The sequence below is a fragment of the Micromonospora chokoriensis genome, from assembly GCF_900091505.1.
GTDB lineage: Bacteria > Actinomycetota > Actinomycetes > Mycobacteriales > Micromonosporaceae > Micromonospora > Micromonospora chokoriensis.
Window position 1 is genome coordinate 4,386,918 of sequence record NZ_LT607409.1, and the last position, 26,281, is coordinate 4,413,198.

Sequence of the window (26,281 nt, forward strand, 5' to 3'; positions counted from 1 at the left end):
GATCGTCTCATCGGACCGGGCCGGCGCGGGTAGCACCCAGGGCCGAGGCCGGCCCGGTCCCGCCGAGACCGGGCCGGCTACGGTCGTGCCAGCACCTCGGCCGCCGCCCGCTCGCCGGCCCGCACCGCGCCCTCCAGGTAGCCGGTCCAGCGGGTCGCCGTCTCGGTGCCCGCCCAGTACACCCGGCCCACCGGGGTCCGCAGGTGCGGGCCGTACGCGCCCCAGGCCCCCGGGGTGAGCGCGCCGGAGAAACAGCCCCGCGTCCACTCCTCGGCCGACCAGTCGTACTCGATCAGGTCCACCGGATCACCGGCCTGCGGCCCGACCACAGTGGCGAACGCGTCCAGCAGGCACCGCCGACGTCGCTCGGGGGACATCTCCCGCAGCGCGGCGGCGTCCGAGGCGTAACTGAACCCGGTCAACACCCCGAGCGGCGAGGTCGGGGTGGAGTTGTCGACCGTCTCGGTGAGCGGACCGGCGCTGCTCGTGGACACCCCGGAGAACCCGTCGGCGCGCCAGAACGGCTCCGCGTAGACGGCGTGGATCTTCAGCGCCGAACCCATCGGCATCCGCTGGGTCAGCCCGTCGCGCAACGGCGGCAGCGGTGGGGCGTACCGGATCCGACCCGCCAGAGCTGGGGCCAGCGCGACCACCAGGGCGTCGCCGTTCACACGCCCGGTGTCGGTCCACGCGGTCACCCCGTCGACGTTCTGTTCCACGGCCCGCACCGGGGCGGCCAGTGTCAGTGCCCCCGGCGGCAGGGCGGCGGCCATCCGCTCGGCCAGCGCCGGTGGCCCGCCCACGATCCGGTCCTGCTGCGCGCCGCCCGCCATCCCCAGCAGTGGCCCGGTCCCACCGGCGCTGCGCAGGTAGAACAGCAGGTGCAACAACGACACCTCGTCCGCGCCGGTGGCCAGCAGCCCGCCGGCGAGCAGTCGCCCCAGGTAGTCGGCAGTGTCGTCGTCCCCGGCCGTGGCGCGCAACCAGCCGCCGAGGAGAGTCCGGTCCCAGTGTGCGGCCTCCGGCGCCTGCCAGGGCGCGGTCGGGTCCAGGCGGGCGGCGTACTCGTCGAGCAGCCCGAGGACCCGGGTGGCCCGCGCCGGAGGCTCGGCCCGACGCTCCCCGGCCCACAGTACGGTGGGCGCGCCGATCGCCGCCGACGCGAACGTGGCCAACCCGTGTTCGGCGACCAGCGCGTACATCCGATCCTGCGTCGGGCCGATCCACTGCGCGCCCAGGTCGAGTTGGGTGACGTCGGGCAGCCAGCGGGTCAGCACGCGACCGCCCACGCGGTCGCGGGCCTCCAGCAGTCGCACCTGGGCGCCGGCACGGGTGAGCGCCAGCGCGGCGGCGAGTCCGGAGAAACCGGCGCCGACCACGACCACCCGCAAGCCGTCGGCCACAGCGGGGTCTACCCACAACCGTCGAAGGCATGACTACCGGCGTGTCGGTCTCGGCTGTCTGTCGCGGCTGCGTGCTCCCCTCGGCTGCGTGCTCCGGTCGCGGCTGCGGCTGCGGCTCGTGCGTCGGCTGCGGCCGCCGACGGACCGTACCCCTGTCCTCCGTCCTTTGCTCTGCACCCGCGGAGGCACCACCCGGATCGGTGCCCCCGTCGCATCCATGGGTGCAGAGCAAAGGGCGCAGCATCACCGTCCGGCCCGGCTGGCCTGGCAGGCCTGGGCGGCCCGGCTGGCCTGGGCAGACACGGTGGCCTGGGCGGCCCGGCTGGCCTGGGCAGACACGGTGGCCTGGGCGGCCCGGCTGGCCTGGGCAGACACGGTGGCCTGGGCGGCCCGGCTGGCCTGGGCGGACACGGTGGCCTGGGCGGCCCGGCTGGCCTGGGCGGTTCGGGTGGTCCCGCTGGCCTGGGCGGGCCATCCCGACCGGCCGCCGAGCATTTTCTGCTGGCCGGGGTGATGCGTCAGCTCGCCGAATTCCGCGACGAGTTGGCGTCTACCGGGTCGTGGGCGTTCGGGCACGGTCTGCACGGTCCGGAGACCGCCAGCGTGCTGCGGGCTGACCGCCGAGGCCCTCGACGCGTACCGGACCGCCGTCGCGCTGACGGGCAACGCGGTGGAGCGGGCCTTCCTCACCGCCCGCGCGGCGGCCCTGGCGCCGCCGTGACCCGGGCGGACGCTACTGGCCCGCCGCCGTCGACCGGCGCGTCGGCTGGCCGGGAACGGTCGGCGGGTCGGCGATGATGCCGCCCATCACGTCCTCGACGTTGGGCACCTGGGCGAGCTCGCCCAGCCCCTCGACGTAACGCAGCAACCGGAGCTGCATCGCCGCCAGCTCCGCGCGGCACTCCGCGTCGTCGGGCCAGGCCGACTCGGGCCCGTCGGGGTTGGCCAGCTCCCACGCCCGCAGGCGCGGATGCCACCGGGAGAGGAAAGGCCGAAGCTCGTTGTTGAGCATGGCGATCCCGAGGTGTTCGACGGTCGGACGACCGGTGGTCCGGATGGTCGGCGCCGCCTGGCTCAGCACCTCCCGGGTGATCGCGAACAGCTGGTAGAGCGACGTCAACGCCTCCCGGACGAGACCCGTACCGGACGCCAGCGGCTGACCGGACACCCGGGTCACCGCCTCCACGAACAGACGCCACGCGGTCTGTTTGTTGTCCCGGGTGACGGCGAACCTCAGCTCGCTGAACTGCGGAACCGAGACGGTCACCTCCGCCAGCTGGAAGAACCGCGAATAGGCCGACGCCACCACGGCCGCCACGCCACCCGCCGTCGTGCCGCAGAGCACGAAGAGGGCGGGTCCGGTCAGCCGACTGGCCAGGTACACCGCCAACCCCACGGCGGCACCCGCCAGCAGACCCAGGGCCATGTGGAACCACCGGGAAGCACGCCACCGCATCAGCATTCCTGCATCGTCCCAGACATTTACCACTGTGTGTCGTCGCTGTCCGGTTCGCGGAGACGGCGTGGCCACACCCGGCGAGCGTGTTTGCCGGCGGACGCGCCGGGAACCCGAGCCGCCCCGGCCACGGGTCCACCCGTGGCCGCAGCAGTGGATGGAGGCGGCCATGGCATACCGTCCGACCGTCGCCGACACAGCGCCCGACCTGTCCACCCTCACGCTCGGGGTGGAGGAGGAGTTCCTGCTGCTCGACCCGGACAGCGGGCGCAACCTACCGGTGGCCGACCAGGTGCTGGACGCGCTGCGCGGCCACGCCCGCGACCAGAGCCGCCAGGAGTTCCGGCACAGCATGGTGGAGATGGTCACGCCGGTCTGCGCCGACCTCAACGAACTGCGCACCCACCTGGTGTCGCTGCGCCACTCCGCCGCCGAGGCCGCCACGGCGGCCGGGGCCCGACTGGTGGCCGTGGGCGCGACCCCCGTGGCCGAGCCGCACCTGACCGTCCCCGACCGGCCCCGCTATCACGCGATGTCGCGCCGGTACGGTCCGGTGGCGCACGACCCGGCGGTCTGCGGCTGTCACGTGCACGTCGGGCTGCCCGACCGGGAACTGGCCGTGCAGGTCTGCAACCACCTGCGCGCATGGCTGCCGGTGATCCAGGCGATCACCACCAACTCGCCGCTGCACGACGGGCGCGACACCGGCCACGCGAGTTGGCGGTCGATGCAGCTGGAACGGTGGCCCAGCATCGGTCCGACGCCGTACTTCGACTCCGCCGCCGACTACGACCGGACCGTGGACGAGCTGATCGCCGCGGGCATCATGCTCGACGCCGCGATGGTCTACTGGTACGCCCGGCCGTCGTCGGCGTACCCGACGGTGGAGGTGCGGGTGGGCGACGTCTGCTCCGACGTGGACGACACGGTGCTGGTCGCCGCGCTGGTCCGGTCCCTCGTCGCCACCCTGGCCGACGACGTACGCGCCGGGGTGACCGCACCGCACACCCGGGACTGTCTGGTCGCCGCCGCGCACTGGCGCGCCGCCCACGACGGCCTCGACGGTGAGTTGATCGACCTGCGCGCCGGCGGCACCCGACCAGCCTGGACGCTGGTCGACGAGCTGATGGCGGTGATCGCCCCGGCCCTGCTGCGCCACGGCGACCTCGGGTACGTGCTGGCGCACCTGGCTCGGCTGCGCCGCGACGGGACCGGCGCGACACGGCAGCGCCGGGTGCTGGACCGTACCGGTGACCTGCGCGCCGTCATCGACGACCTGGCCGACCGCACGGCCGCGACCTGAGGTAACGGGCTCAGCTAATGTCGTGCGTCTGCAGCCACAGCTCCAGCAGGCCGAGCTGCCACAGCTTGTTACTGCCGGCCGCCGCCTCGGCGCGGTCCGGCTCGGCGAGCAGGTGTGCCACGTACTCCGGTCGGAACAGCCCTCGCTCGCGCGCGGCCGGCGCCTGCAACGCCTCGGCGACCAGCTCCCGCACCGGGCCGTCCACGTTGCGCAGTGCCGGCACCGGGAAGTACCCCTTGCGACGGTCGATCACCTCGGCGGACAGCACCTCCCGGGCGACCTCCTTGAGGACGCCCTTGCCGCCCTGCGCGACCTTGTGCTCCGGCGGGCAGTGCGCGGCCAGGGTGACGAGGTCCTGGTCGAGGAAGGGCGTGCGCACCTCCAGGCCCCACGCCATACTCATGCTGTCCACCCGTTTCACCGGGTCGTCGGGGAGCATCAGGTGGGTGTCCAGGCGCAGCACGGCGTCCAGGGCGGTCTGCGCCCCCGGCGCGGCGAGGTGCCCGGCGAGCAGTTCCCGGCTGGCGTCGTGCTCCAGCGCGTACTCCGGGCCGACCAGGTTGCGCAGCTCGTCGTGGTCGCGGTCGAAGAACGCGGCGGCGAACGTCTCGGCGGCGCTGTGCCGGGGCGCCTCGGTGAGCGGCTGGTGGTAGCCGTAGCCGGCGAACACCTCGTCGGCGCCCTGCCCGGACTGCGCCACCTTGACGTGCTGCGCCACCTGCTCGGACAGCAGGTGGAAGGCGACCACGTCGTGGCTGCCCATCGGCTCGGTCATCGCCAGCACGGCCCGCCGTACGGCCGGCACCAGGTCGTCGTCGGCCAGCCGGATCCGGTGGTGGTCGGTGTCGAACGCGCGGGCCACCAGGTCGGAGTAGTGGAACTCGTCGCCGGACTCACCGTCGCGGCTGTCGAAGCCGATGCTGAAGGTCCGCAGGTGCTGCTGGCCGGCTTCGGCGAGGAGCGCCACGATGAGGCTGGAGTCCAGACCACCGGACAGCAGCACCCCGACCGGTACGTCGGCGACCAGCCGTCGGCGTACCGCCGCGCGCAGCGCGTCCCCGATGGCGGCCCGCCAGTCGGCGGCGTCCATCCCCGTGTCGGCGGGTTCCCGCACGTAGTCGGGTCGCCAGTACACCTCCTCGCGGCTGCGCCCGTCGGCCTCGATCACCCGCAGGGTGGCCGGCGGTAGCTTGCGCACACCGCGCAGCACCGTCCGGGGCGCGGGCACGATGGAGTGCCAGGACAGGTAGTGGTGCAGCGCCACCGGGTCGATGCCGGTGTCGACGTCGCCGGCGGCCAGGAGCGCGGGCAGGGTGGAGGCGAACCGGAGCCGTCCGGGGGTCTCGGCGAGGTAGAGCGGCTTGATGCCGAGCCGGTCGCGGGCCAGCACCAACCGCTGCCGGGCCCGGTCCACCAGGCCGATCGCGAACATGCCGACCAGGTGGTCGACGAAACGCTCACCCCAGTGCGCGTACGCCACCAGGATCACTTCGGTGTCGCTGGTGGATCCGAAGGTGTACCCGGCGTTGCGTAGCTCCTCGCGTAGCTCCGGGTAGTTGTAGATGCAGCCGTTGAAGACCAGCGCGAGGCCCAGGTCGTCACGGACCATCGGTTGCCCGCCCGCGTCGGACAGGTCGATGATGGTCAACCGGCGGTGCCCGAGGGTCACCCAGCCGTCGGCGAACAGGCCCTCGTCGTCCGGGCCACGGGAGCGCATCGCCTCGGTCATCCGGGTGACCGCCGCCGCGTCGGGGGACCGGCCGTCGAACCGCGCCTCCCCGCTGATCCCGCACATCAGGCGGGACGGTGCTGGTCCAGGGCAGACATGGCCCCTCCTGTCAGGTCTCCCCGACGGGTGGTGGCGGGGCCCGCGGTGGGAACGGGGCCGCTGGCTACCCGGGCAGCGGGTGGACAAACCCGCAGGTGGTCCCGCGTCCGGCTCAGTCGAGCAGGGTACGCAGGATGCGGGCCAGTTCGGCGCGGTCGGTGTCGTCGAGGTGCCCGAAGAAGCGGTCCGCCTCGGCCCGGCGGGCGGCGCGGATGGCGGTGCCGACCCGGTTGCCCTCGTCGGTGAGGGCGACCAGTGTGGCGCGCCGGTCGGCCGGGTCTGCTCGGCGCTCGACGAGCCCACGGGTCTGCAGGTCGTCGATGACCTCGGTCGCCGAGCGGGGCGCGATCCGTAGGTGTTCGGCGAGTGTGCCGGGGCGTACCTCGCCGTGGCGGCCCAGGACACCGAGCGCGCGGGACTGGCTGGGGGTGATGTCCCAGGGTGCCAACGTCTCCCGGGTGTGCCGCCGCAGACGGGACGCCACCGCCCAGAACGTCTCGGCCAGGCTGTCGTCGACGGTGTCCTCGGTCACCGGAATACGGTAGCAGGAGATGCGGTTGTTCCCTCATGTTGAGGTAACCTCAGTAATGTCGTCGACCGAAAGGCAGTCGCTCCTTGGAACCCACCCCCATGGGCCGCGACCGCGGCCACCGCACCGTCAGCGCCGAAGAGAAGACGCAGGCCCGCCAGGTGTCCCTGCGCCGGATCGGCCGCCTGTTCACCAGTCACCGGCCCGCGCTCGCCGCCGTCACCGCGATCATCGTGCTCTCCTCGATCATCGCGATGGCCAGCCCGTTCCTGCTGCGTGCCGTCATCGACCGGGCTCTACCGCAGGGCGACGTGACACTGCTGGTCTGGCTGGTCCTCGGCATGGTCGCCGTGGCGGCCGTGACCTCCGCCCTCGGCGTCGTGCAGACCTGGATCTCCACCCAGGTCGGCCAGCAGGTCATGCACCGGCTGCGCACCGACGTCTTCAGCCACCTCCAGCGCCAGTCACTGGGCTTCTTCACCCGCACCCGCACCGGCGAGGTGCAGTCCCGGATCACCAACGACATCGGCGGCATGCAGTCGGTGGTCACCTCCACCGCCACCGCCGTCGCGGCCAACCTCACCACCGTGGTCGCCACAGCTGTCGCCATGGTCGCCCTCTCCTGGCAGCTCTCCCTCGTATCGCTCGTGGTGCTGCCGCCGGCCATCTGGCTGACCCGTCGGGTCGCCCGGCTGCGTCGCGAGATCACCGCCCAGCGGCAACGCGAACTCGCCGACCTCAACGTCACGGTCGAGGAAGGGCTCTCGATCAGCGGCGTCCAGCTGGCCAAGACCCTCGGCACCGGGCCGGCGCTCATCGAGCGGTTCAGCGCCTCCTCGGCCCGCCTGGTCGACCTGGAGCTGCGCAGCGAGCTGGCCGGGCGCTGGCGGATGGCCTCGATGAGCATCATCTTCGCCGCCGTACCGGCGGTCATCTACCTCGCCGCCGGCCTGCCCGGCACCGCCGGGACGCTGAGCATCGGCACCCTGGTCGCCTTCACCGCCCTCCAGGGCGGCCTGTTCCGGCCACTGATGGGCCTGCTCAACGTGGGTGTCTCGCTCACCGCGTCACTGGCGCTGTTCGCCCGGATCTTCGAATACCTGGACCTCCCCGTCGACGTGGCCGACCCCGCCGAGCCGGTCCGCCTCGACCCCGCCCGGGTGCGCGGTCACCTGCGCCTGGAGGACGTCACCTTCGGCTACCCGGGCAGCGACACCGCCGCCCTCGCCGGGATCAGCCTGGACGTGCCCGCCGGCACCGGCCTCGCCCTGGTCGGCGAGACCGGATCCGGCAAGAGCACCCTCGCCGGGCTGGTCAGCCGGCTGCACGACCCGACCGCCGGCCGGATCACCGTCGACGGCGTCGACCTGCGCGACCTGCGCCTCGCCGACCTGGCCGCGATCGTCGGCGTGGTCAGCCAGGAGACGTACCTGCTGCACACCACCGTCCGGGAGAACCTGCGCTACGCCCGGCCGGACGCCACCGACGCGGAGATCGAGGACGCCGCCCGCGCGGCCCAGGTCCACGACCTGATCGCCGGGCTGCCCGACGGGTACGACACCACGGTCGGCTCCCGCGGCCACCGCTTCTCCGGTGGCGAGAAGCAGCGGCTCGCCATCGCCCGCACGCTGCTGCGCGACCCGCGCATCCTCGTCCTCGACGAGGCCACCAGCGCGCTGGACACCGAGACCGAGCGGGCTGTGCAACGCGCCTTCGACGTGCTCGCCGAAGGCCGGACCACGATCACCATCGCCCACCGGCTCTCCACCGTCCGGGACGCCGACCAGATCGCGGTGCTCGACCACGGCCGCATCGTCGAGGCCGGCACCCACGACAGCCTGCTGGACCGCAACGGCCGCTACGCCGCGCTGGCGGCCTGAACGCCGGCTCAGAACCTGTCTCACAACAGTCGCTAAAACCGTCTCATTATTCCGCGTCGAGGTGTCGGTAGACGGTGGCCCGCGAGACGCCCAGCGTGGCGGCGATGGCATCCACCGAGTGGGTGCCCGCCGCGTGCATCCGCCGGGCCGTCTCCACCTGCTCCCGACCCAGCGCCCGCGGGCGCCCCGGCCGCCGCCGGCTCCCGCCCGTCGGGGCCGCGTCCGGGGCGGTGCCGCGCGCCGGCGCCGGGGCCGCCGTGGTCCCGTCCCGCCCGGGTACGGCGGCGGCCGGTGTCAGCAGTCGGCGTACGCCGTCGAGCATGTCCGCGCGCAGCACCTCGTCGGACACGTCGACGAAGAAGACGATCGGATCGCTGCACGCCGCCACCGCCTGCGTCGCCAGGACCCGCTCCCGCCGCCCGGCGTCCGGCCCGGCGATGAGGTCGTTGGCCCACATCGCGATCTCCATCAGGCGGTGGTACGTGTCGCCCCGACCGACCAGCGCGATGTCGTGGAACAGCATGCCGAGGGGCCGGCGGTGGGCGAGCATGACGTCCACCCAGCCCTCCAGCACCGTCCACCGCGCCTGCTCGACGGGCTGCGTCCGCGCGGTGTCGAGCAATGCCTCCAGATCGGCCAACAACGGCTCGACCAGCGCGGAGAGCAGGTGTTCCTTGGCCGGGAAGTGGTACAGGATCGCGGCCTTGGTCAGCCGTAACCGCTCGGCGATCTGCCGCAGCGAGGTGCGCTGGTAACCGTGCTCGGCGAACAGGTCGAGCGCGGCGCGCAGGATCCGGGTGCGGGTGTCGTCCCCGGGCTCGGCGGTCATGCCGGCCAGCCTAGCCACGTCCTGACCGGTGGGCACCATCACCGTTGATTCTACTGACCATCGGTCAGTACAGTGGTGGTGGTCGACGCAGCCAACGGCAGGAGGGGCGATGCCCGTCATCTCGATCGGCAACCTGGTCAAGACCTTCGGCGCGATCCGGGCACTCGACGGGCTCGATCTGCGCGTCGAGCAGGGGGAGGTGCACGGCTTCCTCGGGCCCAACGGCTCCGGCAAGTCCACCACCATCCGGATCCTGCTCGGGCTGCTCCACCGCGACTCCGGAGACGCCCAGGTGCTCGGGGCCGACCCGTGGCGCGACGCGGTCCGCCTGCACCGCCGGCTGGCGTACGTGCCGGGCGACGTCAGCCTCTGGCCCAACCTCACCGGCGGAGAAGCCATCGACCTTTTCGGTCGGCTCCGCGGCGGCCTCGACCGGCGACGCCGTGACGAGCTGCTGCAACGCTTCGACCTGGACCCGACCCGCCGCTGCCGCACGTACTCCAAGGGCAACCGGCAGAAGGTCGCCATCGTCGCCGCCTTCGCCTCGGCGGTGGAGCTGTACGTGCTCGACGAGCCCACCTCCGGCCTCGACCCCCTGATGGAGGCGGTGTTCCAGGACGAGGTCCGACGGGTCAAGCAGGCCGGCGCGACAGTGCTGCTCTCCAGCCACGTGCTCGCCGAGGTCGAAGCCCTCTGCGACCGGGTCAGCATCATCCGCGAGGGCCGCACCGTCGAGTCCGGCACCCTCGCCGAGCTGCGCCACCTCACCCGCACGGCGGTCACCGTCGAGACCGCACGTCCGCTCACCGGCCTCGACGCGCTGCCCGGTGTGCACGACGTGCACGAGGTCGACGGGCGTACCCACCTGGAGGTCGAGCCGGCGCACCTCGACGAGCTGCTCGGTCAGCTCGTCCGCTCCGGCGTCCGTGCCCTGACCAGCACGCCGCCCACGCTGGAACAGCTCTTCCTGCGCCACTACGGCGACGACCCCGCCGCCGGTGCTGGGTCGGCCGCCGACGCCGCGTCGGCTGATGCTCCGGCAGCCGGTGCCTCGGACGCCGACGCACCGGCCGGCGCCCCGCAGGCCGGTGCCCGGTGAACGCCCTGACCGGCACGGCCCTGCTGGCCCGGCTCGTGCTGCGCCGAGACCGGATCCGGCTCGCCATCTGGGTCCTCGGCACGCCGCTGCTCGGCTACGCCCTGGCCGGCAGCGTCGCCGGCATCTACCCCGACCAGGCGGCCCGCCAGGGCTACGCCACCACCTCGGCGTCCAGCCTCGTCGCCCGCGCGTTCAACGGCCCGATCGCCGGCACCGACCTCGGCGCCGTGGTGGTCGCCGAGACGTACGTGACGCTGGCCCTGATCGTCGCCCTGCTGAGCACCTTCGCGGTGACCCGGCACACCCGGCAGAACGAGGAGACCGGCCGGGCGGAGCTGCTCGGCGCCTCGGTGGTCGGCCGGTACGCGCCGCTCACCGCCGCGCTGCTCGTCATCGTCGCGGCGAACGCCCTCGCCGCCGTGCTGCTCGCGCTCGCACTGGTCGGCGCCGGCCTGCCGCTCGCCGGCTCCGTCGCCGCCGCCGGCGCGATCGGCGGTGTCGGGGTCGCCTTCACCGCCATTGCCGCGGTCACCGCCCAGCTCTCCGTCACCTCCCGGGGCGCCAACGCGCTCGCCGCCGCCACCGTCGGGATCTCCTTCGTGCTGCGCGCCGCCGGTGACGTCCTCGGCGAACAGAGCGCCGACGGCACCCGGGTGCAGAGCGCCTGGCCCTCGTGGATCTCCCCGCTCGGCTGGGGCAACCAGGTGCGCGCCTTCGGCGGCGAACGCTGGTGGGCGCTCGCCCTCCCGGTCGCGCTGCTGCTCGCCGGCGTGGTCGTGGCATACGCCCTCGCGGAGCGACGCGACCAGGGCGCCGGGCTGATCGCACCCCGACGCGGGCCGGCCACCGCCGCGCCACGACTGCTCAGCCCCGCCGGCGTGGCCTGGCGCATGCAACGCGGCACGCTGCTCGGCTGGGCGGTCGGCCTGGCCGTCCTCGGGTTCTCCATGGGCATCGCCGCCGACGAGTTCAACGCCATGATCGACCAGAACCCGGCCGCCGCCGAGGCCATCAACGCGATGGGCGGCGGCGGGGCGCTGGTCGACGCGTACCTGGCCGCGATGCTCGGGCTCTTCGCGCTGACCATCGGGGCGTACGTGGTGCAGGCCCTCCTGCGGGTACGCGGCGACGAGGCCGACGGAGTCCTCGAAGCCGTGCTCGCCACCGCCGTCAGCCGTACCCGCTGGCTCGGCACCCAGGTGCTCGCCGCGACCCTCGGCGCGGTCGCGCTGCTGCTGCTCGCCGGCCTGACCACCGGCCTCGGCTACGGCCTCGTCACCGACGACCCGCTCGGCCAGGCCCTCGACCTGGGCGGTGCCGCGCTGCTGCGACTGCCCGCCCTGCTGGTGGTGGCCGGGGTGGTGACCGCCCTGTTCGGGCTGCTGCCCCGCTGGTCGGTGGTGCTGTCCTGGACGGTGCTGCTGGTCTTCCTGCTGCTCGGGCAACTCGGCGCGGTGCTGGAGCTGCCCCAGGCCGCGCTCGACCTCTCGCCGTACACCCATGTGCCGTCCGTGCCCGCCGTCGACCCGGCGGCGCTGCCCCTGGTGGTGCTGACGGCGGTCGCCGCGGCGCTCCTCGCCGTCGGAGTGACGGCCTTCCGCCGCCGCGACGTGCCGAGCTGAGGCGCGCCTGGCGCAGCTTCCGGGCAGACGCCCTTCGCCGCGAGGCCGGACATACCCGCGAATGGAGGCTGACGGCCGGGACTGCAAGATTACGGACAGCGAATTGACCCTGCGGGAACTACGGTCCCGGCATGGCATCGTCAATCTCCAGAAGTGTCAGTGCGAAAGACGGTGTCCACACGGTGAGCGACCGTGCCAGCGGGGGGTCGGCGCTACCCTCGGTGCCGAAAGACCTGGCCAGCCGAGAGTTGTGCTGCGCCATGCACCTGCGTCCGCCGCTGGCTGCGCACGTGTTGCTGCATTACAGCATCGACAACCCCAAGGCGTGGTGTCCTCCTTTCGGGGTGGACGCGGTTGCGGTGGTGCGGCACGCACAGGCGGCCGACACCCATTGGCGAAAGCTGTACGGCGCGGTCGCGATGACGCGTTATTCGTTGCTCGGTCTGGTCGCGATCGGCCTCTTCCTCCTCTGGCGCGACGGTCCGGTGACGGCGATGCTCTCGCTGCCTCTCATAGCTGTCGCCTGCGGAGTGGGGTGGCGCACGACGTTCCTCAGTCTGCAGGAAACCCGCGCGGCGGCGATCGGCACCTTGGTGGAGGGAAAGGCTCTGGCCACCCAGGTGCCAGAGGTCGACTCCGACCTGGAAGAGGAGCTCGCCGCCCTGCAGGACGCCAACATGATCGTCTTCGACGGTGCCGCGGGCAGCCCGTTCGTCGGCAGCGGCACCGAGATCGGCCGATGGGCCCTGCCACCCGTCGACGTCAGCCGCAGCCGGGAGGAGGACGACACGAAACCACCTGCGACCTTCTCCATCCGAGAGCTGCACGACGATCTGATCGGGCTCGCTCGGTCACGGCTCGGCCTGAGCGACATCGAGGTGACCAAGCGGATCTATGTGCGGGGGGACGTGCTGCCGGATTGTGAGGGCCTGTTCCATCCCGACGAGGTACGCCCGCCCTCCCGGCTGGACAAGACCTGGGTCGACCTGGGCAGCGACGCGCCCGGGGAGCAGGCCAGGACGTACGTGTGCCTGGCCAAGAGCCTCGTCGGTGGCGAAATCGTCGTCACCCTCTTCGTCCGCTACACCCTCGAACAGGGCATTCTGTCCTGCGAGTTCGCCGCGTTCGTCCTGCCGCCCATCCTCCGCGGCTCAGCGCCCGCCACAGGGTTCCACGGGCTGTTCGACGATGATCTGACCCCGTTGCACGGGCGCTCCACCACGTGGGCCCTCGCCGTCGCGGCGTGGCGCACCTACGTTGCCGAGCTGTTCCTGCGCTCGAACCGGGGCATCGATCTGGACGAGGCGCACGAAGACCGGACCCGGCATCACTACGAGGCTCTCCAGGAGGGTCGACGCTACGACTACGGGGCGGCGTTCAGCGCCCGGGAACTGGCGGCGACCACGAGCATCCAGAACTATTTCGAAGTCGCGGATGTGCGTGACTGTCTGTTGCGGATGCAACGAGGCGTGATCGATTGTCTGGTCGGTTTTCTGCGGGACAAGGGAATCAACACATCCGAGCTGGTCGCCGGACGACAGCGGATCATCAACAACATCACCAACATCGGGGAGGTGTCCGGCCGGGGGAACATCTTCGGAAACCACGGGCGGGTGTCGAATGTCGACCGCATCGACCAGTCGGACTGATCGCTTGTTGTTCTGCTTCTGTTCTGCGGATCCGGCCGGAAGGATGACGAGATGAGCCAGTTCAACTTCAGCGGTGACATCAGCGGCGAGGCGAACGTCTTCGGGGACCACGCGCAGGTGCACAACCGGAGCAACGACTACAGCCGAGGCACGGACCTCGCCGGGCTCGTCGCTGCCCTGATCGAGGAGATCGCGAAGCACCGGACGGAAGTCCACGAGGCCGACCGGCTGACACAGTTGGCGGGCACGGCAGCGGTCTACGCCGCCGAGCCGCTACCCAACGTGGAGGGCATCCGCGGCCTGCTACCGGCTCTGCTGGCCGGTGCCGGAACGGTGACCGCCGTCGCCGATGCCGTCCTGCGCGTCTCCCAAGCCGTCAACAGCCTGTAATGGAAGTGCGCGTTTGGCGGGGCGCCCTCAACCGAAGCTGGACCCGCTGCCAGGCCACCCCCAACTGGGGACCGTCTGAGCACCTGACGGCCACGGGCGAACAGGGGACTCGGACCAGAATCCACATGAAAGCGAGCTACTGAGACACCCGACTGCTTCCCACCTGCCACTCAGTTCCTGCCCCGCATCCCGACGCGGTGTCAGCCTAGATCATCAGTCCCGGCCGCATCGACGCTGCTCGGAATCGGGACGTGCCTGATCTGGACCATCTGGTGAAGGCTGGCGCGGGTTGCCCAGTGATGACAACCTCGGCGTCGTGGGTACGTTTCTGACGCAGCTCCCGGCACTTCTCGGTGTGCTGGTCGGCACCCTGGGCACGATCCTCGCCACTTCCCTGACCGATCGCGCACGATGGCGGCGCAGCCAGAGCACCCGCTGGGACGAGCGGCGGCTCGACGCGTACGTCGACTACGCGCATGCCCTCAAGGAGAGTCACGCGGTAGCACTGCGGATGACGGCTGACCTGCGGCCGGAGTCGCACAGCCACCCGATCGACCGGAAGGACGGCCTGGCCCGGCTGGCCGAGTCCGACGCGCGAAGGACCATCGTCTGGGAGAACCTGTTGCTGCTCGGTGACGAGCCGACGGTCGCCGCCGCGGCCACCTGGCGCGATGCGGTCTGGCAGGTGGAACGGCTCGCCCGGGGGATCGTCGATCCAGCGGCGGACATCTCCGAGATGCTGGCCCGGGTCAACGAGGCCCGCGACGACTACTATCGCGCGGCTCGACGGAGCCTCGGTGTCCGCGGCGGGTCGGTGGAGCAGTCGGCGGCGCTGCGGCAGGCGCTGCTCAGCCGGCCAGTGGGTGCGGCTGCCGCGCTCTCAGTGCCCCTGCATGATGCTCCTGAGGACTGTGGCCGTCGCGACGCGTCCGCTGGTGACCGTTCAGATGGTGGTCTTTAGATCCACTGTGACGCACGCTGTTCGATGTGAAGGCGTTCGTGGGTGTGACTGACGAGAGGTGGTACCGCTTTCTGGCCGAGCGGCCCGCGCTGAACGAGGTCAACTTCTGGCGACCCTCCGGTGGTGCCTTCCGGGCTCTCACGCCCGGTGAGCCCTTCCTGTTCAAGGCGCACTCTCCGCTCAACCGGGTGGTGGGAGGCGGCTTCTTCAGCGGCTTCACCCAGCTGCGGATCTCCGAGGCCTGGGACCTTTTCGGCGAAGCAAATGGCGCTTCGAGTATCGACGAGATGCGCCGCAGTGTGGGGCGTTACCGCAAGCAGGCGATCGGTGCCGGGGATGACCCGATCATCGGCTGTATCTTCGTCCGCGACGTGACCTTCTTCCCTGATGAGTCGACCGCTGATCCACCGCCACGATTCGCGCCGAACGTCGTGCAGGGCAAGACCTACAACCTGGCCGACGCTGATGCTGCGGCGTACTTCGATCTGCTGATCCATCGTCTGATCGGGACGACGGCGGCGGTCGACCTGAGTGGTCCGTGGCATCGCCCCGGTCCCGTCTACGGCGATCCGCGGCTGGTACCCCAACGGCTCGGGCAACAGTCGTTCAAGGCGGTGGTCCTGGGGGCCTACGGCCGGCGTTGTGCGATCACCGGCAACAGAGTCCAGCCCGTGTTGCAGGCTGCGCACATCCGTCCGCTCCCGCTCGGCGGCGAGCATCGGCTGGACAACGGCCTGTTGCTCAAGTCCGACGTGCACATCCTCTTCGACCGTGGCTACCTCGGTGTCGATCCGAAGCATCGCCTACTGGTCAGTCCCCGGCTTCGCAGCGAGTTCGGCAACGGCGACCAGTTCTATGCGAAGGCGGGCGAACAGATCGCGCTGCCGGAACGACGCAGCGATCGGCCACGTGCTGACTTCCTTGAGTGGCATCTCGACACCGTCTACAAGGCGGCTTGATCCGGTCCTACCTGCGCTAAGCGCGGTCCGGTCTCGGCGCCGGGGTGCTGCTCGTGCGGTGGCTGGCACTCCTGGACATGCACGGCCTGTCAGTCGCGCAGCGCCCGTCCGAGCCGGCCGTTCTCCTGACTGAGCAGCCGTACCGTCTCGTTCAGCGTGCTCAGCTCGTCGGCTACACGGCCTGGACCTCGCGTACCTCGTCGGTCGACGCCGCCCCGGTGGGCGGCGAACTCGCGGGTCCGCACCTCGTACGGCGTCAGCCGGTGGGGTAACCGGCCGGCTCGGGTTGGCTTCCTCGACACACCTGGATGCGGGAGCCGTTGCGCGGAGGCCACTTAACACAGGTGACCAAACTTCGGGTGGTCATCCACAGGTGTTTTCGCTGTCCACAGCGGTCGTCGCCGGGGCAGTGCTGGGGGCAGGGTGGGCTCGTGGACGCGCGCCTGCAATCCCTGCTCGACCGATGCGGCGGGCTGGCCACCCGACAGGACGTACTCGGGGTGGCACCGCCGTGGACACTCCAGGGTGCCTGTCGGGCCGGTCGGCTGGTTCGGCTCCTGCCCGAGGTCTACGTCGACACTGCGCTTGTCCGGGATGTCCGCTCGGAGCTGCCGATTCTTGCGCGGATCGAGCCGGGGTTGGCTCGCCGCGCTGCGTTGGCGTACTCGGGCGGGCGTGGCGCGCTCAGTCGCCTGACCGCGCTTGACGTGTGGGGCCTGCGGCGTCAACCACCGGGTGAGCCGGTGCACCTCGACCTGACCGCCGAATCGGGCCTGCGGAGTCTGCCGCATCTCGTGGTGCGGCACCGGCTCGGCTTCGCGATTGAGCCACCGCACGTGGTGATGCGGCGCGGGTTGCCGGTTACCCGGCTCGATCGGACCCTGGTGGACTCTTGGCCGCTGTTGCCGCCGGTCGACCGACCGAGCCTGATCATCCGCGCGGTCAACGACCGGTTGACCACGCCGGAGCGCCTCGTCGCCGCCCTTGCCGAGGTGCCGAGGTTGACCGACCGATCAGCGGTACGCGGGCTTGTCGATCGACTCGCCGTTGGCTGCCGTAGCCCGTTGGAGATCTGGGGTCATGACCACGTCTTCACCGACCCAGGAATGCCCACGTTCACCCGGCAGGCGCGGGTGCGAGTGGGCGCCCGGACGATCTATCTGGACATGTTCGCCGAGGCGGAACGGGTGAATGTCGAGCTGGACGGCGCGACCAGCCACGGCGATCCGGCTGAACGCGAGGTTGATCTCCGCCGCGACGCACTGCTCGCCACCGTTGGCATCCTTGTCGTCCGGTTCAGTCACCGTCGTCTCATGACGAATCCAGTGGCGGTCCGCCAAGAGACCCTCGCCATCCTCGCCAACCGCCGCATCTGCCCATGATCACTTGATGCTCGGTAGTTCTCGGCAGCCCTCACCAACTACTCACCATCATGTGATCGTGGAGCGGATGCGGATGCGGATGCGGATGCGGATGCGGATGCGGGGGCGGGGGCGGGGGCGGGCGGGGGTCAGGGTCACTCGGGGGTACTGGCACTGGCGCGGCGGGCGGCTCTCGCGTACGTCGAGGGGTCGGGGGTGCTCTGCCGGCCGACCGCGCTCGTGGTCCGCCTCACCCACCGTCGTCTCCTGACGAACCCCGCCGATGTCCGACAGCAGACCCTGTCGATCAAGACTTGGTGGCGCGGTGGTGTAGGAGTTCGGTGATCCAGCGGGCGGCTTCCCGTTGCGCGGCGAGGAGGTGCTCGCGGGCGTCCGCCAACTCCTGGTTCGCGTCCTCGTCGAGGTGGTCGCCGAGGATCGTCGTCCACCGCCGGCTCAACTCCTCGGCGTACGTCGCCCGGCGCAGCTGCTCGTCGAACTGGTACTCCATCCGCACCATCGCGTCGACGTGCGGTCGTAGCGCCGGCATGATCCGTTCGTCGAGGCGGACGGCGGCGTCGGGTCGGCAGGTCACCAGGACGTCCCCGCGCCGGTAGGACCACTCCGGGTCCTCGGCGAGCGCCCGCTGCAACGCCATCTCCAGGTCGGCGGCGCGGTGCGGGGGCAGGTCCCGGGCGGCGTCGGCGGCGAGGCGGGTCAGCCGTTGGATCGCGTTGGGCTGGAAGTACTGCACGTACCAGCTCAGCACCTCGGCCCGCAGGCTCGCCGGTGACGACCAGGCGAAGGTGGCGCGGACGTAGAACGAGTACACGTACCCCCGGGCCGGGACGGCGATCAGTCGGGGCGCGTCGCGCTGCTCGACGAGAGGGCCGGACGGTGCCGGCGCGGCAGCGGATCCGACGGGCGCCTCGTCCTGGAGCGCGGCGACCAGTCGATCCCAGTTCCGCGCCCACCACCGCCAACCGCGGACACTGCCGTCGCGGGCGGTGACCAGCGCGCGGGTGCCCCGGCGTCGCCACTGCTGCGGGGGCTTCGGCCTGCCGTCGGGGGCGTCCGTCATGGCACCCCTCCACGGCCTCGGATCCGCGTCTCACGCTAACAACCAATGCCCGAAATGCCCGTAGCCACGCCGTCCGGGTCGCGCCACGCCGTCCGGGTCGAGCCACGCCGTCCGGGTCGAGCCGTGTCGTCCGGGTCGCGCCGGGTCGCGCCGTGTCGTCCGGGTCGCGCCGTGTCGTCTGGGTCGCGCCGCCTCGGATCGCGCCCGGGTGGGTGCGCAGTTCCCGACAGTCGGGGCGGCACCCGGGGGTGGTGACGGTGGCGGTGACGGTCGGGTGACGGGCCTTTCGCGATCCTCGTGCCGAGCCGGGCACTGTGCACCGGCGCGGGCAACCGGGAGGCCGTGCGGTGGACTTCGTCGACGGGGTGCTGGTGCGGTTGGCCGACCCGGGCACCCGCGCGTCGCTCTTCGACGAGGCATCGCTGGCGCACCTGGTCGAGGCCGCGTACGACACCGAGGCGATGCCTGTCGCGCCGCCGTACGCGGCGGTCTTCGACGAGCTGACCCTCGGCTTCGCCGCCGCCCCCGTCACCGTGGCCGAGGGGGAGTGGCTGGGCTCCGGCGGCACGACCCGTACCGAGGTGCGGGTACGCCTGCACGGCCTGGGCGGCTCGGCGCTGCGCATCGACGCGTTGTGGCGGGGCAGTCTCGTGGTGCGCACCAGTGTCGCCCGGGACCGGGTCGAGGACCTGGACGTGGCGGTGCCCGCGTTCGACGTGGACCCGCAGATCATCGCGGACCTGGGCGCGTTGCCGTCCGACCCGGCGCAGTTGGAGACCGAACGCCGCACCCGGCTGGTGACCCGACTGCGGGCCGGGCTGCACCAACCGGCCGCGTTCACCGACGCGCACCTGGACCGGCTGCTCGCGGGGGTCGGCGCCGCGAACGCCGGTGACCTGGTGACACGGATGCGTGGACAGGCCGCCGGAGCCACCGTGAAGCTGCGCTACGCCGCGCCGTCGGCCGCCCCGCCCACTCCGCGCCCACTGCCGTTCGCCGCCGCCGTGCTGGTCCGCGACAAGGGTTTCTCCCTGGCCGACCTGCTCGTCGAAACCCGCCTGGTGCGGGCCCGCGCCGAGGAGTTGGGGCTGGACGTGCCAGCGCCGGACGACGTCCGGCGACGACACCGGGTGGTCGCCGTCTGGGTGGTCCCCGTCGAGACGTTCGACGACGACGGGTGGCCCGGCGGCGACACCGGCACCGACGCACAGAAGCGGGCCGCCCGGTTCGCGAGGGCCGGCCAGTGGCTCGCCCGCAGCGGCATCGGACTCGCCGCCGTCCCGACCTGAGAACTCAGACCAGTAGCGACTTCGTCCGGGAGGACCCGTGGCACCGACAGCAGCATTCCCGTTCATCGAGGTCCGGATCGTGCCACCACCGGCCCCGCTGGCGCAGCGCTCTCCGGGCGTCATCGCCGTGGTGGGCAAGGCACCGTCCACGGCCGACGGGGGCTCGGCTCCGGCGAACACGCCGGTCCGGATCGAGACCCTCGACGACGCGGTCACCAACTTCGCCCGCCGGCAGGCCGGCACCGTCGTCCGCAACGCCCTCTACAACTCGTTGGAGTTGGCGTTCCTTCAGGACCCGCGCCCGGCCAAGCTGTACGGCGTCAAGGTCGCCGGTGACGACTACGCCGCCGCGCTCGGCGGTCTGGAAGCCGCCGACGACGTGACGATGGTGTCGCTGGCCAACGAGTCGAGCGTCGGCAACCCCGCCGGCGCGGGCGCGCCCACCGGACTGCACGCCCTCAAGGCCCACGTGGAGACGATGTCCGCGGCCGGGCAGCGGCGGATCGGCTTCGCCATGGTCAACCCGGCCACCGACAAGAGCCCCACCTACGTCACCGACATCACTACCGCCGCGAACCCGCTCAAGAGCAGCACCAGCCGGATGGTGATGATCGCCGCCCGGGGCGCGGACGGCGACGCGGCCACCGCCGCGATGGCCGCCGTGGCCGGACTTCCCGTGCACCACAGCATCGTGCTCAAGAAGATCCGTGGAGTGGCCATCCCGGTGGCTGAGCAGTACAGCCCGGCCGAGATCAAGGGCCTCTCCGAGGCGAACCTCACCCCGATCATCGACCCCACCCTGATCACCGGGGAGAGCCTGCACTTCGCCGACGGACGGCTGTTCACCTCCGACGCCAGCCTGCTGCACGTCGACCTGGTACGCACCCTCGACCAGATCGAGTTCATGCTGCGCGCCGGGCTGATCGGCCTGGTCGGCGACGCCCGGATCACCAAGCCCGGCATGACGCTGCTGAAGACCCAGGTCGACGGCATCCTCGGCCCCCTCAAGCGGCAGGCGGTGATCGACGACTACACCGTCGAGATCCCGGTGCTGGACATCCTCGCCATCCCCGAGGTCGCGCGTACCGCCACCGACACCTCGATCGTCACCGCCGCCCGGGCCGACCGCACCGTCGACCTGGTCGTCACCGTCACGTACGGCCCGGCCGTGAGCCGCCTGCTGGTCACGCTCGTGGCCAAGTTCTGACCCGGAGGAACCAGACCATGGAGTGGAAGACCCGCCTGGCGGTGCAGTACACCAAGGGCACCGAGACGGTGCTGATCAGCCCCATCGACTCGTTCAGTCCGTCCTTCTCGCTCAACGTCGAGGCGTTGCACTCGTGCGAGGTGACCCACCTGGGTGTCATCCACGCGCCGGTGTCGATGAACTTCACGATGACCGTCAAGGCGATCGGGGACGTCGCCGGCCGGCTCACCAAGCTGGCCCTCGACGGTGAACTGTTCGACATCGCGCTGCTGGAGCACACCGGCGACGACTGGGCGTTCTCGTCCTTCGTGCTGCGGGACTGCCTGATCACCAGCGCCACCCCGACCACCGCCACCATCTCCGGCGCTCCGGCGGCGACCTTCAGCGGCTTCAGCCTGGCCGCCACCGTCGACCCGAAGACCGGCGACCAGTCCGTCCTGCCGTAACCCCACCAGGATCAACCGGAGGTAGCGAATGGCGACCGGTGCTGGCCGTGCCGCCCGGGTCACCCGTACCGGGCTGGCCCTGGTGCACGCGGGTGAGTTGGTGCTGCCGGCGGCCGGCAGCGAGGCCGAGGCCGAGCAGGTCGCCGAGGACGATCGCGCGGTCATCGCGTACCACTTCCCGGTGGAGATCGAGGTGGTCGCGGCCGGCGGCGCCCTCGACGCCGACGCGCTCGCCGACCTGGCGTTGGCCCGCCTCGCCGAGCACCTGGACGGGCGGTTCTGACGGTGGCGATCTCGGTGCACGTGCCGGTGCGGATCCGGCTCGACGCCCGGTCGGTGACCGAGCGGCCGGAGGCCGTGACCGAGGCGCTCGGCGCGGCGGTGGCCCGCGCGTTGGAACGGTCCCGCCGCGAGGTGGTCGCGCCCCGCGGCGGCTACCTGGAGGTACGCCCCGGAGCGCCGGAGTTCGCCTGGACCGGCGCGGGCGTGCAGGGGGTGTCCCCGGACGACCGGCGGGCCTTCGAGGCCCGGCTGCGCCGGCGCATCGACGAGGTGGTCACCGCGGCGCGGCTGGACCCGGGGCTGCCCGCCGGAGTGGCGCTGCCGCTGAGCCGGCCGGCGGCCGAGCTGTTCGATCCGCAGCGGATGCGTCACCTCCTCGCTGTCTACCGGGTGCCGTCCTACGACGACGGCGGGGACGCCGCCGAGGTGCCGGTGGACGGCGACGAACCACCACCGGTGACCTACCGGTGGCTGCTGCGCCCCGCCGCCTACCTGGCCGGTCACTTCGCCGAGCTGGCCCGCGAGGCGGTACGCCAGCACGGCGGCCTCCCGTCCGGCACCCCGCAGGGGATCATCGCGCGGGTGATCGGCTCCGACGGGCGGCCGGTCTGGGCGGTCATGGTGACCACGACTCCACTGTCGGTCCTCACCTTCGAACGGTTCGGCGAGACGGTGTTCCGGGCCACCCCGCAGCCGCACTTCGAGGTGGAGGAGCGAATCCCCAGCCCGCAGCCCGGCACTGTGACGCGGCGGCCGGTGGCCGACCGCAGCGCCCTGGTGTCGATGGTGGACGAGGAGTTGAGCGCCGACATCCGGCACCGGCTGCGGATCGCCCAACCGCGCGGCGAGACCACGAGCGTGGACGAGTACCAGGCGCAGATCGAACGGGCCGTCGACGCCGAGGTGACCCGGCGGGTCGACGCGATCCTCGCCTCGGTGGGTGGTGCGGTGCCGACCTGCCTCGTGGTGGTCAGCATCGGCGGGGTCTCCCTGCTGCTGGTGGGCACCGAGGAGACCGACGACAACCTGCACTGGACCGGCACGGCCAACCTCCTGCCGATCAGCGTCGAGCACCGACCGGCCACCCCACCGGACCCGAACGCGCCGCCCGGCGGAGGAATCGGCGACGGCAGCGGCAACGGGTCCGGCAGCGGCGCGGGCAGCGGATCCGGCACCGGCCCGGGTGGCGCGGGCGGCGGACCGGGCGGCAGCGGATCGGGCGGGTTGGGCACCGGCACCGGGCCCGGCGGGGGTGCCGGTGGCAGCGGCGACGGCACCGGCGGGGCTCGGCGGGGCGGGTTCGTCTTCGACCCGAGCAGCCCCAGCGCCCCGCCCGGCACCGACGGCAGACGGTTCCCCGCCGTCACCGGCGAGCACTCCGAGCTGCGGGCCTGCGCCCCCTTCAACGGCGAGCCGGAGCTGGCCGCCCTCGGCCCGGACGGCGACGAACTGCGCCGACTGATGGACGACATCGCGTTCCGCCTGCAGATGGGCGAGCCGTGCCGCTATCCGGCGAACTTCTGCCTCCAGGCCGCCGCCATGCTGCGCGGTCGGGCCGCGGCGATCAGCCTGCTGGTCGGCTCGGCCGAGCGGGAGGCGTTCACCCGACCCGTACCGGAGGGCAGCGGGCGACTCGGCCCGCTGGACTTCCGGCCGGTCGCCTCGCCCGCCGTGCAGTTCCTGCGCCACCTGGCCGGGGTGGTGCCCCGCCTGGACCGCCTCGCCCAACTCGTGATGGGCCGCTACAGCCGGCCCGAACACTTCGCCCGCATCCAGGGCGGCTGGATCGACACGTCCGCGTCCTGGAACCTGCACTTCGTCCAGGCGTTCAGCCCGGCCGTGAAGGGCGCTGTCGGGCAGCTCTTCGTCGTCGGCAGCCAGGCCATGCTGGTGCAACTGCTGCTCAGCTCGCGTACCGGGATCGACGCCCGGATCACCCACTTCGACAGGTACGCGCCGATCTTCGAGCGGCTGATCGTCTCCCAGCTCACCGACTACGCCGAGTTGCAGGGGTTGCGGGAGCGGCTGCGCCGGCACGAGGCCGCCCGGTGGACGCAGACGCACACCGACCTGGGCGGCGGCACCGTCGCCACGCTGAGCATGGCCAACCCGTCCACCGCCTGGTACGGGGCCGCCCGTGCCGTCTCCAGCGCCTTCCTCGCCACCGAGGCCGCCCTGAGCAGCCCCGGCGCGGCCGGCGAGATCGTCGAACGCGACGGCGCCACCCGCATCCGTGACTCGCACGCGGTGCTCTGGACCCTCGCCGAGATCGAACAGGCGCTGGTCATCCAACGCGGCGAGGCCGAGGGCGTCGACCCGCTGGTCAAGCAGATCACCGACCTGCCCGACGTGCTGGCCCGCTTCGCCGGCAACCGTGCCGCGATCCGCGACGAGCTGTGGCGGGTGCTGCAGGACATGCGGCGCAACAACACCGAGATGCTCGGCCGTGCCCGCACCGACGCCCGGTTCGCGTTCCGGTCCAGCCGGATCAGTGAACACATCCCGTCGGCGACGATCCCCCGGGGACGGTACGCGCTGCAGGGCATCCACCTGGTGACCCACCAGCAGATCGGCGAGTTCTTCGGCGGCAACCTCTACTACGCCACCGGCGTCGACGACCTGTTCAGCACCGAACTGGGCCGGGAGGCGCTGAGCGCCTTCGCCACCATGGTGGGGATCATCGCGCTGTCCGTCCTGTGCCCACCGCTGGGCTTCGTCGTCGGGGTGGCGGTCGCCGCCGTCGACGTGGCGCACGCCCACCAGCGCGAACGCCTCTACTCCTCGATGCTCGACCCGGAGCTGGTGCTCACCCGCACCGAGGTCGAGGTCGAGCTGTTCGCCGCGTACCTCGGGCTGGCGATGTCGTTGATCCCGGAGGCCGGCACCATCGGCGGCGCGGCCGTGCGCGGCGGCCGGGTCGCAGTGCGCTTCGGCGTCCGCGCGGGGCTGCGCGCCGCCCGGGGGTACGTGGTGCGCCGGGTCACCCGGCAGATCGTCGAGGCCGCGTCCCGTGACCTGCTCCAGGCCTTCCTCACCGAGATCCTGCTCAACGAGGTGCTGGAACGGGTCGTGCAGAAGCTGATGGAGCCGATCCTCGCGTACGTGGAACGTGAGGCGATGCTCAGCGGCGCGGTCGGCGGCCCGGAGGGCGCCCGGTTCATCCTCATGGTGCTCGACTCCGCACCCGGTGGTGCCGCCGCCGGGCCGCGCGTACCGGTGGTGCGGCCGTGACCGGGCCCCGCCGGTTCCGCGCCGGCCGGTTCCTCGACGCCGCCGCCGTGCACGCCGCCGCCGACGCGAACCCCCGGCTGCGCCGGTTCATGCGGACAATCGCCGAGCACAGCGAGGCCGGCGAGGTGCGCTCCCGGCGGCTGCTGGAACACCTCATCCGGCGCATCGTCGACGACGTCGGCGACCTGCACCTCGGCAACGCGCTCAACCGGTTGGAGCGCATCGCCGTGCTGCGCGACAACATCGCCGCGATCCTCGACCACGTGCTGGAGGGCGGCACCCTGCCCGAAGGGGTGCGGGTGGCCACCCTCGGTGAGTACTTCGACCAGCTCAGCACCGAGATGCGGGAGCTGAGCCGACCCCGCGACGGCATCGTCGGCGACGCGCCGCTGCGGTTGGCCGACGACGCGGGCGCGTACGCCGACTCGCTGCTGCGCGAGTTCGACGCCGGCAGCGGCGCGGCCGGCCGGCACGTCGAGCCCACCACGATGGTCGGCGACGCGTTCCGGGCCCTGCCCGCGGACCGGCAGGCCGCGCTGCGCCGCGCCGCCGAGCTGGAACCGGCCGCGCTGTGGCGCACGGTGGCCGCCGAGAGCGAGAGCGCCAAGCGGGCCGCCGTCGCGGACCTGGAGACCCGCCTCGGCGGCCGGCTCACGCCCGACGAGGTGGCCCGGCTGCGGACCGCCGTCGACGACCTCGGCCGGGCCCGCTCCCGCGCCCTGCAGGTGAACGACGCCCGGCTCGCCGAGGCCCTCGCCCGGATCGGGGACGCGGACCTGCGGGCCGTGGTGGCCGGCGGCGACATCTGGCTCACCCAGCAGCTCGCCCTGCACAACCCGGAGGCACTGACCACCCTGTGGCGGCGTTTCCGGGACCGGGGCGGACGCGCCGACGACGGCCCCGGCTTCCGTGCCTACCTCCGGCACGACATGGTCACCTACGGTCGGGGGGTCCTCGGCGAGTACAGCGCGGCCTTCTCGCTGAGCAGCATCGAGCTGTTCCTCAAGGGCCCGGACGCCAACGTCAAGGTCGCCGGCACCGACCTGGTCGGCATCGGCCACGACGGCTGGGTGTGGCTGATCGACGACAAGTCGCACCGGGCCACCAGCGTCGCCGGGGTCAGCGCGCTCACCGACAACCTCGTCGCCAACCTGCGCCGCGACGCCGCCGACTTCCGCGACGCCATCGCCCGGCTGCACCGCGACGACCCCGGCTTCACCCCCGACCCGCGGATCCTCGACGCGATCTCCCGGATGGAGGACGCCGCCGCCGAGATCGACCGGATCAACCGGCGCGGCTCCGCGTCCACCCGGCCCGCGCGGATCAGCGCGGCACTGGAGCAGCGCCGGCTGCGGCTGCGCGTCACCAGCGCCGCCGGCGAGGTCCGCGAGATCACCCAGGCCCTGCGCGACCTGGGCCTGGCCGTCGAACCCACCGGTACGCCGGTGCCACTGCCACCCACCGGAGGGCGCTGAG

Annotated in this window: 23 protein-coding genes and 1 pseudogene; 16 read left to right on the forward strand and 8 right to left on the reverse strand. The window is 72.2% G+C overall.

The genetic code is table 11. From position 1 onward, the window contains the following. Positions 1 to 77: 77 nt before the first annotated feature. Positions 78 to 1,403 (reverse strand): flavin monoamine oxidase family protein, encoded by a 1,326-nt coding sequence (locus GA0070612_RS20205; RefSeq protein WP_088989332.1) that lies wholly within the window; start codon positions 1,401 to 1,403, stop codon positions 78 to 80. Positions 1,404 to 1,620: 217 nt separating this feature from the next. Between GA0070612_RS20205 and GA0070612_RS31540 the strand changes: the two genes are divergently transcribed. Then, positions 1,621 to 1,917 (forward strand): hypothetical protein, encoded by a 297-nt coding sequence (locus GA0070612_RS31540; protein WP_157742555.1) that lies wholly within the window; start codon positions 1,621 to 1,623, stop codon positions 1,915 to 1,917. Positions 1,918 to 2,136: 219 nt separating this feature from the next. On the opposite strand, the gene GA0070612_RS20215 is transcribed toward GA0070612_RS31540, so the two are convergent. Beyond that, positions 2,137 to 2,859 (reverse strand): hypothetical protein, encoded by a 723-nt coding sequence (locus GA0070612_RS20215; protein WP_157742556.1) that lies wholly within the window; start codon positions 2,857 to 2,859, stop codon positions 2,137 to 2,139. A 169-nt stretch (positions 2,860 to 3,028) separates the two neighbouring features. On the opposite strand from GA0070612_RS20215, the gene GA0070612_RS20220 reads away from it, so the two are divergent. Then, entirely contained in the window at positions 3,029 to 4,162 is a 1,134-nt protein-coding gene (locus GA0070612_RS20220; RefSeq protein WP_088989335.1) for a carboxylate-amine ligase, read from the forward strand. 10 nt (positions 4,163 to 4,172) lie between these two features. Here GA0070612_RS20220 and GA0070612_RS20225 read toward each other — a convergent pair whose 3' ends face one another. Then, positions 4,173 to 5,957, reverse strand: a complete 1,785-nt coding sequence (locus GA0070612_RS20225; protein WP_088989336.1) for an N-acetylglutaminylglutamine amidotransferase — start codon at positions 5,955 to 5,957, stop codon at positions 4,173 to 4,175. Positions 5,958 to 6,102: 145 nt separating this feature from the next. After that, positions 6,103 to 6,522 carry a MarR family winged helix-turn-helix transcriptional regulator gene (locus GA0070612_RS20230; protein WP_088989337.1) on the reverse strand — a complete coding sequence of 140 codons (420 nt, stop codon included), beginning with the start codon at positions 6,520 to 6,522 and terminating at the stop codon, positions 6,103 to 6,105. A gap of 98 nt (positions 6,523 to 6,620) precedes the next feature. Here GA0070612_RS20230 and GA0070612_RS20235 point away from each other — a divergent pair, with 98 nt between their 5' ends. Further along, positions 6,621 to 8,399 (forward strand): ABC transporter ATP-binding protein, encoded by a 1,779-nt coding sequence (locus GA0070612_RS20235; protein WP_197699199.1) that lies wholly within the window; start codon positions 6,621 to 6,623, stop codon positions 8,397 to 8,399. Positions 8,400 to 8,445: 46 nt separating this feature from the next. Here GA0070612_RS20235 and GA0070612_RS20240 read toward each other — a convergent pair whose 3' ends face one another. After that, a complete protein-coding gene (locus tag GA0070612_RS20240) occupies positions 8,446 to 9,228 on the reverse strand; it encodes a TetR family transcriptional regulator (protein WP_167393653.1) in 783 nt (260 codons plus the stop codon). Between the two features lie 109 nt (positions 9,229 to 9,337). Here GA0070612_RS20240 and GA0070612_RS20245 point away from each other — a divergent pair. The 6 genes and pseudogenes from GA0070612_RS20245 to GA0070612_RS20270 form a co-directional block, all read left to right on the forward strand. Next, a pseudogene (locus GA0070612_RS20245) lies at positions 9,338 to 10,252 on the forward strand (ABC transporter ATP-binding protein); the annotation flags it as partial. A gap of 71 nt (positions 10,253 to 10,323) precedes the next feature. After that, positions 10,324 to 11,949: an ABC transporter permease gene (locus GA0070612_RS20250; protein ID WP_088989341.1), complete on the forward strand. Its 1,626-nt coding sequence runs from the start codon at positions 10,324 to 10,326 to the stop codon at positions 11,947 to 11,949. Positions 11,950 to 12,080: 131 nt separating this feature from the next. Next, on the forward strand, positions 12,081 to 13,598 hold the full coding sequence (locus tag GA0070612_RS20255; RefSeq protein ID WP_167393654.1) for a hypothetical protein: 1,518 nt from the start codon (positions 12,081 to 12,083) through the stop codon (positions 13,596 to 13,598). A gap of 51 nt (positions 13,599 to 13,649) precedes the next feature. Further along, entirely contained in the window at positions 13,650 to 13,988 is a 339-nt protein-coding gene (locus GA0070612_RS20260) for a hypothetical protein (protein ID WP_088989343.1), read from the forward strand. Positions 13,989 to 14,304: 316 nt separating this feature from the next. Then, the gene (locus GA0070612_RS20265) at positions 14,305 to 14,949 is read left to right on the forward strand and encodes a hypothetical protein (protein ID WP_197699200.1); all 645 of its coding nucleotides are present in this window, start codon (positions 14,305 to 14,307) and stop codon (positions 14,947 to 14,949) included. 26 nt (positions 14,950 to 14,975) lie between these two features. After that, positions 14,976 to 15,908 carry an HNH endonuclease gene (locus GA0070612_RS20270; protein WP_088989344.1) on the forward strand — a complete coding sequence of 311 codons (933 nt, stop codon included), beginning with the start codon at positions 14,976 to 14,978 and terminating at the stop codon, positions 15,906 to 15,908. A gap of 89 nt (positions 15,909 to 15,997) precedes the next feature. On the opposite strand, the gene GA0070612_RS20275 is transcribed toward GA0070612_RS20270, so the two are convergent. Further along, on the reverse strand, positions 15,998 to 16,210 hold the full coding sequence (locus GA0070612_RS20275; RefSeq protein ID WP_088991639.1) for a cell division protein DivIVA: 213 nt from the start codon (positions 16,208 to 16,210) through the stop codon (positions 15,998 to 16,000). A 6-nt stretch (positions 16,211 to 16,216) separates the two neighbouring features. On the opposite strand from GA0070612_RS20275, the gene GA0070612_RS20280 reads away from it, so the two are divergent. Next, positions 16,217 to 17,290: a DUF559 domain-containing protein gene (locus GA0070612_RS20280; protein ID WP_231924267.1), complete on the forward strand. Its 1,074-nt coding sequence runs from the start codon at positions 16,217 to 16,219 to the stop codon at positions 17,288 to 17,290. A 48-nt stretch (positions 17,291 to 17,338) separates the two neighbouring features. Here GA0070612_RS20280 and GA0070612_RS31545 read toward each other — a convergent pair whose 3' ends face one another. Further along, positions 17,339 to 17,527 carry a hypothetical protein gene (locus GA0070612_RS31545; RefSeq protein ID WP_157742558.1) on the reverse strand — a complete coding sequence of 63 codons (189 nt, stop codon included), beginning with the start codon at positions 17,525 to 17,527 and terminating at the stop codon, positions 17,339 to 17,341. A gap of 49 nt (positions 17,528 to 17,576) precedes the next feature. Further along, complete coding sequence (locus tag GA0070612_RS20285; protein WP_088989346.1) at positions 17,577 to 18,350, reverse strand: hypothetical protein; 774 nt, start codon at positions 18,348 to 18,350, stop codon at positions 17,577 to 17,579. A 347-nt stretch (positions 18,351 to 18,697) separates the two neighbouring features. Here GA0070612_RS20285 and GA0070612_RS20290 point away from each other — a divergent pair, with 347 nt between their 5' ends. Genes GA0070612_RS20290 through GA0070612_RS20315 form a run of 6 tightly spaced genes read left to right on the forward strand, consistent with a single transcriptional unit; the run spans position 18,698 to position 26,280 of the window. Then, the gene (locus GA0070612_RS20290) at positions 18,698 to 19,639 is read left to right on the forward strand and encodes a hypothetical protein (protein ID WP_088989347.1); all 942 of its coding nucleotides are present in this window, start codon (positions 18,698 to 18,700) and stop codon (positions 19,637 to 19,639) included. Between the two features lie 37 nt (positions 19,640 to 19,676). After that, a complete protein-coding gene (locus GA0070612_RS20295) occupies positions 19,677 to 20,846 on the forward strand; it encodes a hypothetical protein (RefSeq protein ID WP_088989348.1) in 1,170 nt (389 codons plus the stop codon). A gap of 17 nt (positions 20,847 to 20,863) precedes the next feature. Further along, positions 20,864 to 21,292, forward strand: coding sequence for a hypothetical protein (locus GA0070612_RS20300; RefSeq protein ID WP_088989349.1), 429 nt, complete (start codon positions 20,864 to 20,866; stop codon positions 21,290 to 21,292). A gap of 28 nt (positions 21,293 to 21,320) precedes the next feature. Continuing rightward, on the forward strand, positions 21,321 to 21,575 hold the full coding sequence (locus GA0070612_RS20305) for a hypothetical protein (RefSeq protein WP_088989350.1): 255 nt from the start codon (positions 21,321 to 21,323) through the stop codon (positions 21,573 to 21,575). Positions 21,576 to 21,577: 2 nt separating this feature from the next. Beyond that, the gene (locus tag GA0070612_RS20310; RefSeq protein ID WP_088989351.1) at positions 21,578 to 24,805 is read left to right on the forward strand and encodes a hypothetical protein; all 3,228 of its coding nucleotides are present in this window, start codon (positions 21,578 to 21,580) and stop codon (positions 24,803 to 24,805) included. Next, on the forward strand, positions 24,802 to 26,280 hold the full coding sequence (locus GA0070612_RS20315; RefSeq protein WP_088989352.1) for a hypothetical protein: 1,479 nt from the start codon (positions 24,802 to 24,804) through the stop codon (positions 26,278 to 26,280). The genes GA0070612_RS20310 and GA0070612_RS20315 overlap by 4 nt, the downstream gene beginning before the upstream one ends. The last annotated feature ends 1 nt before the right edge of the window (position 26,281 follow it).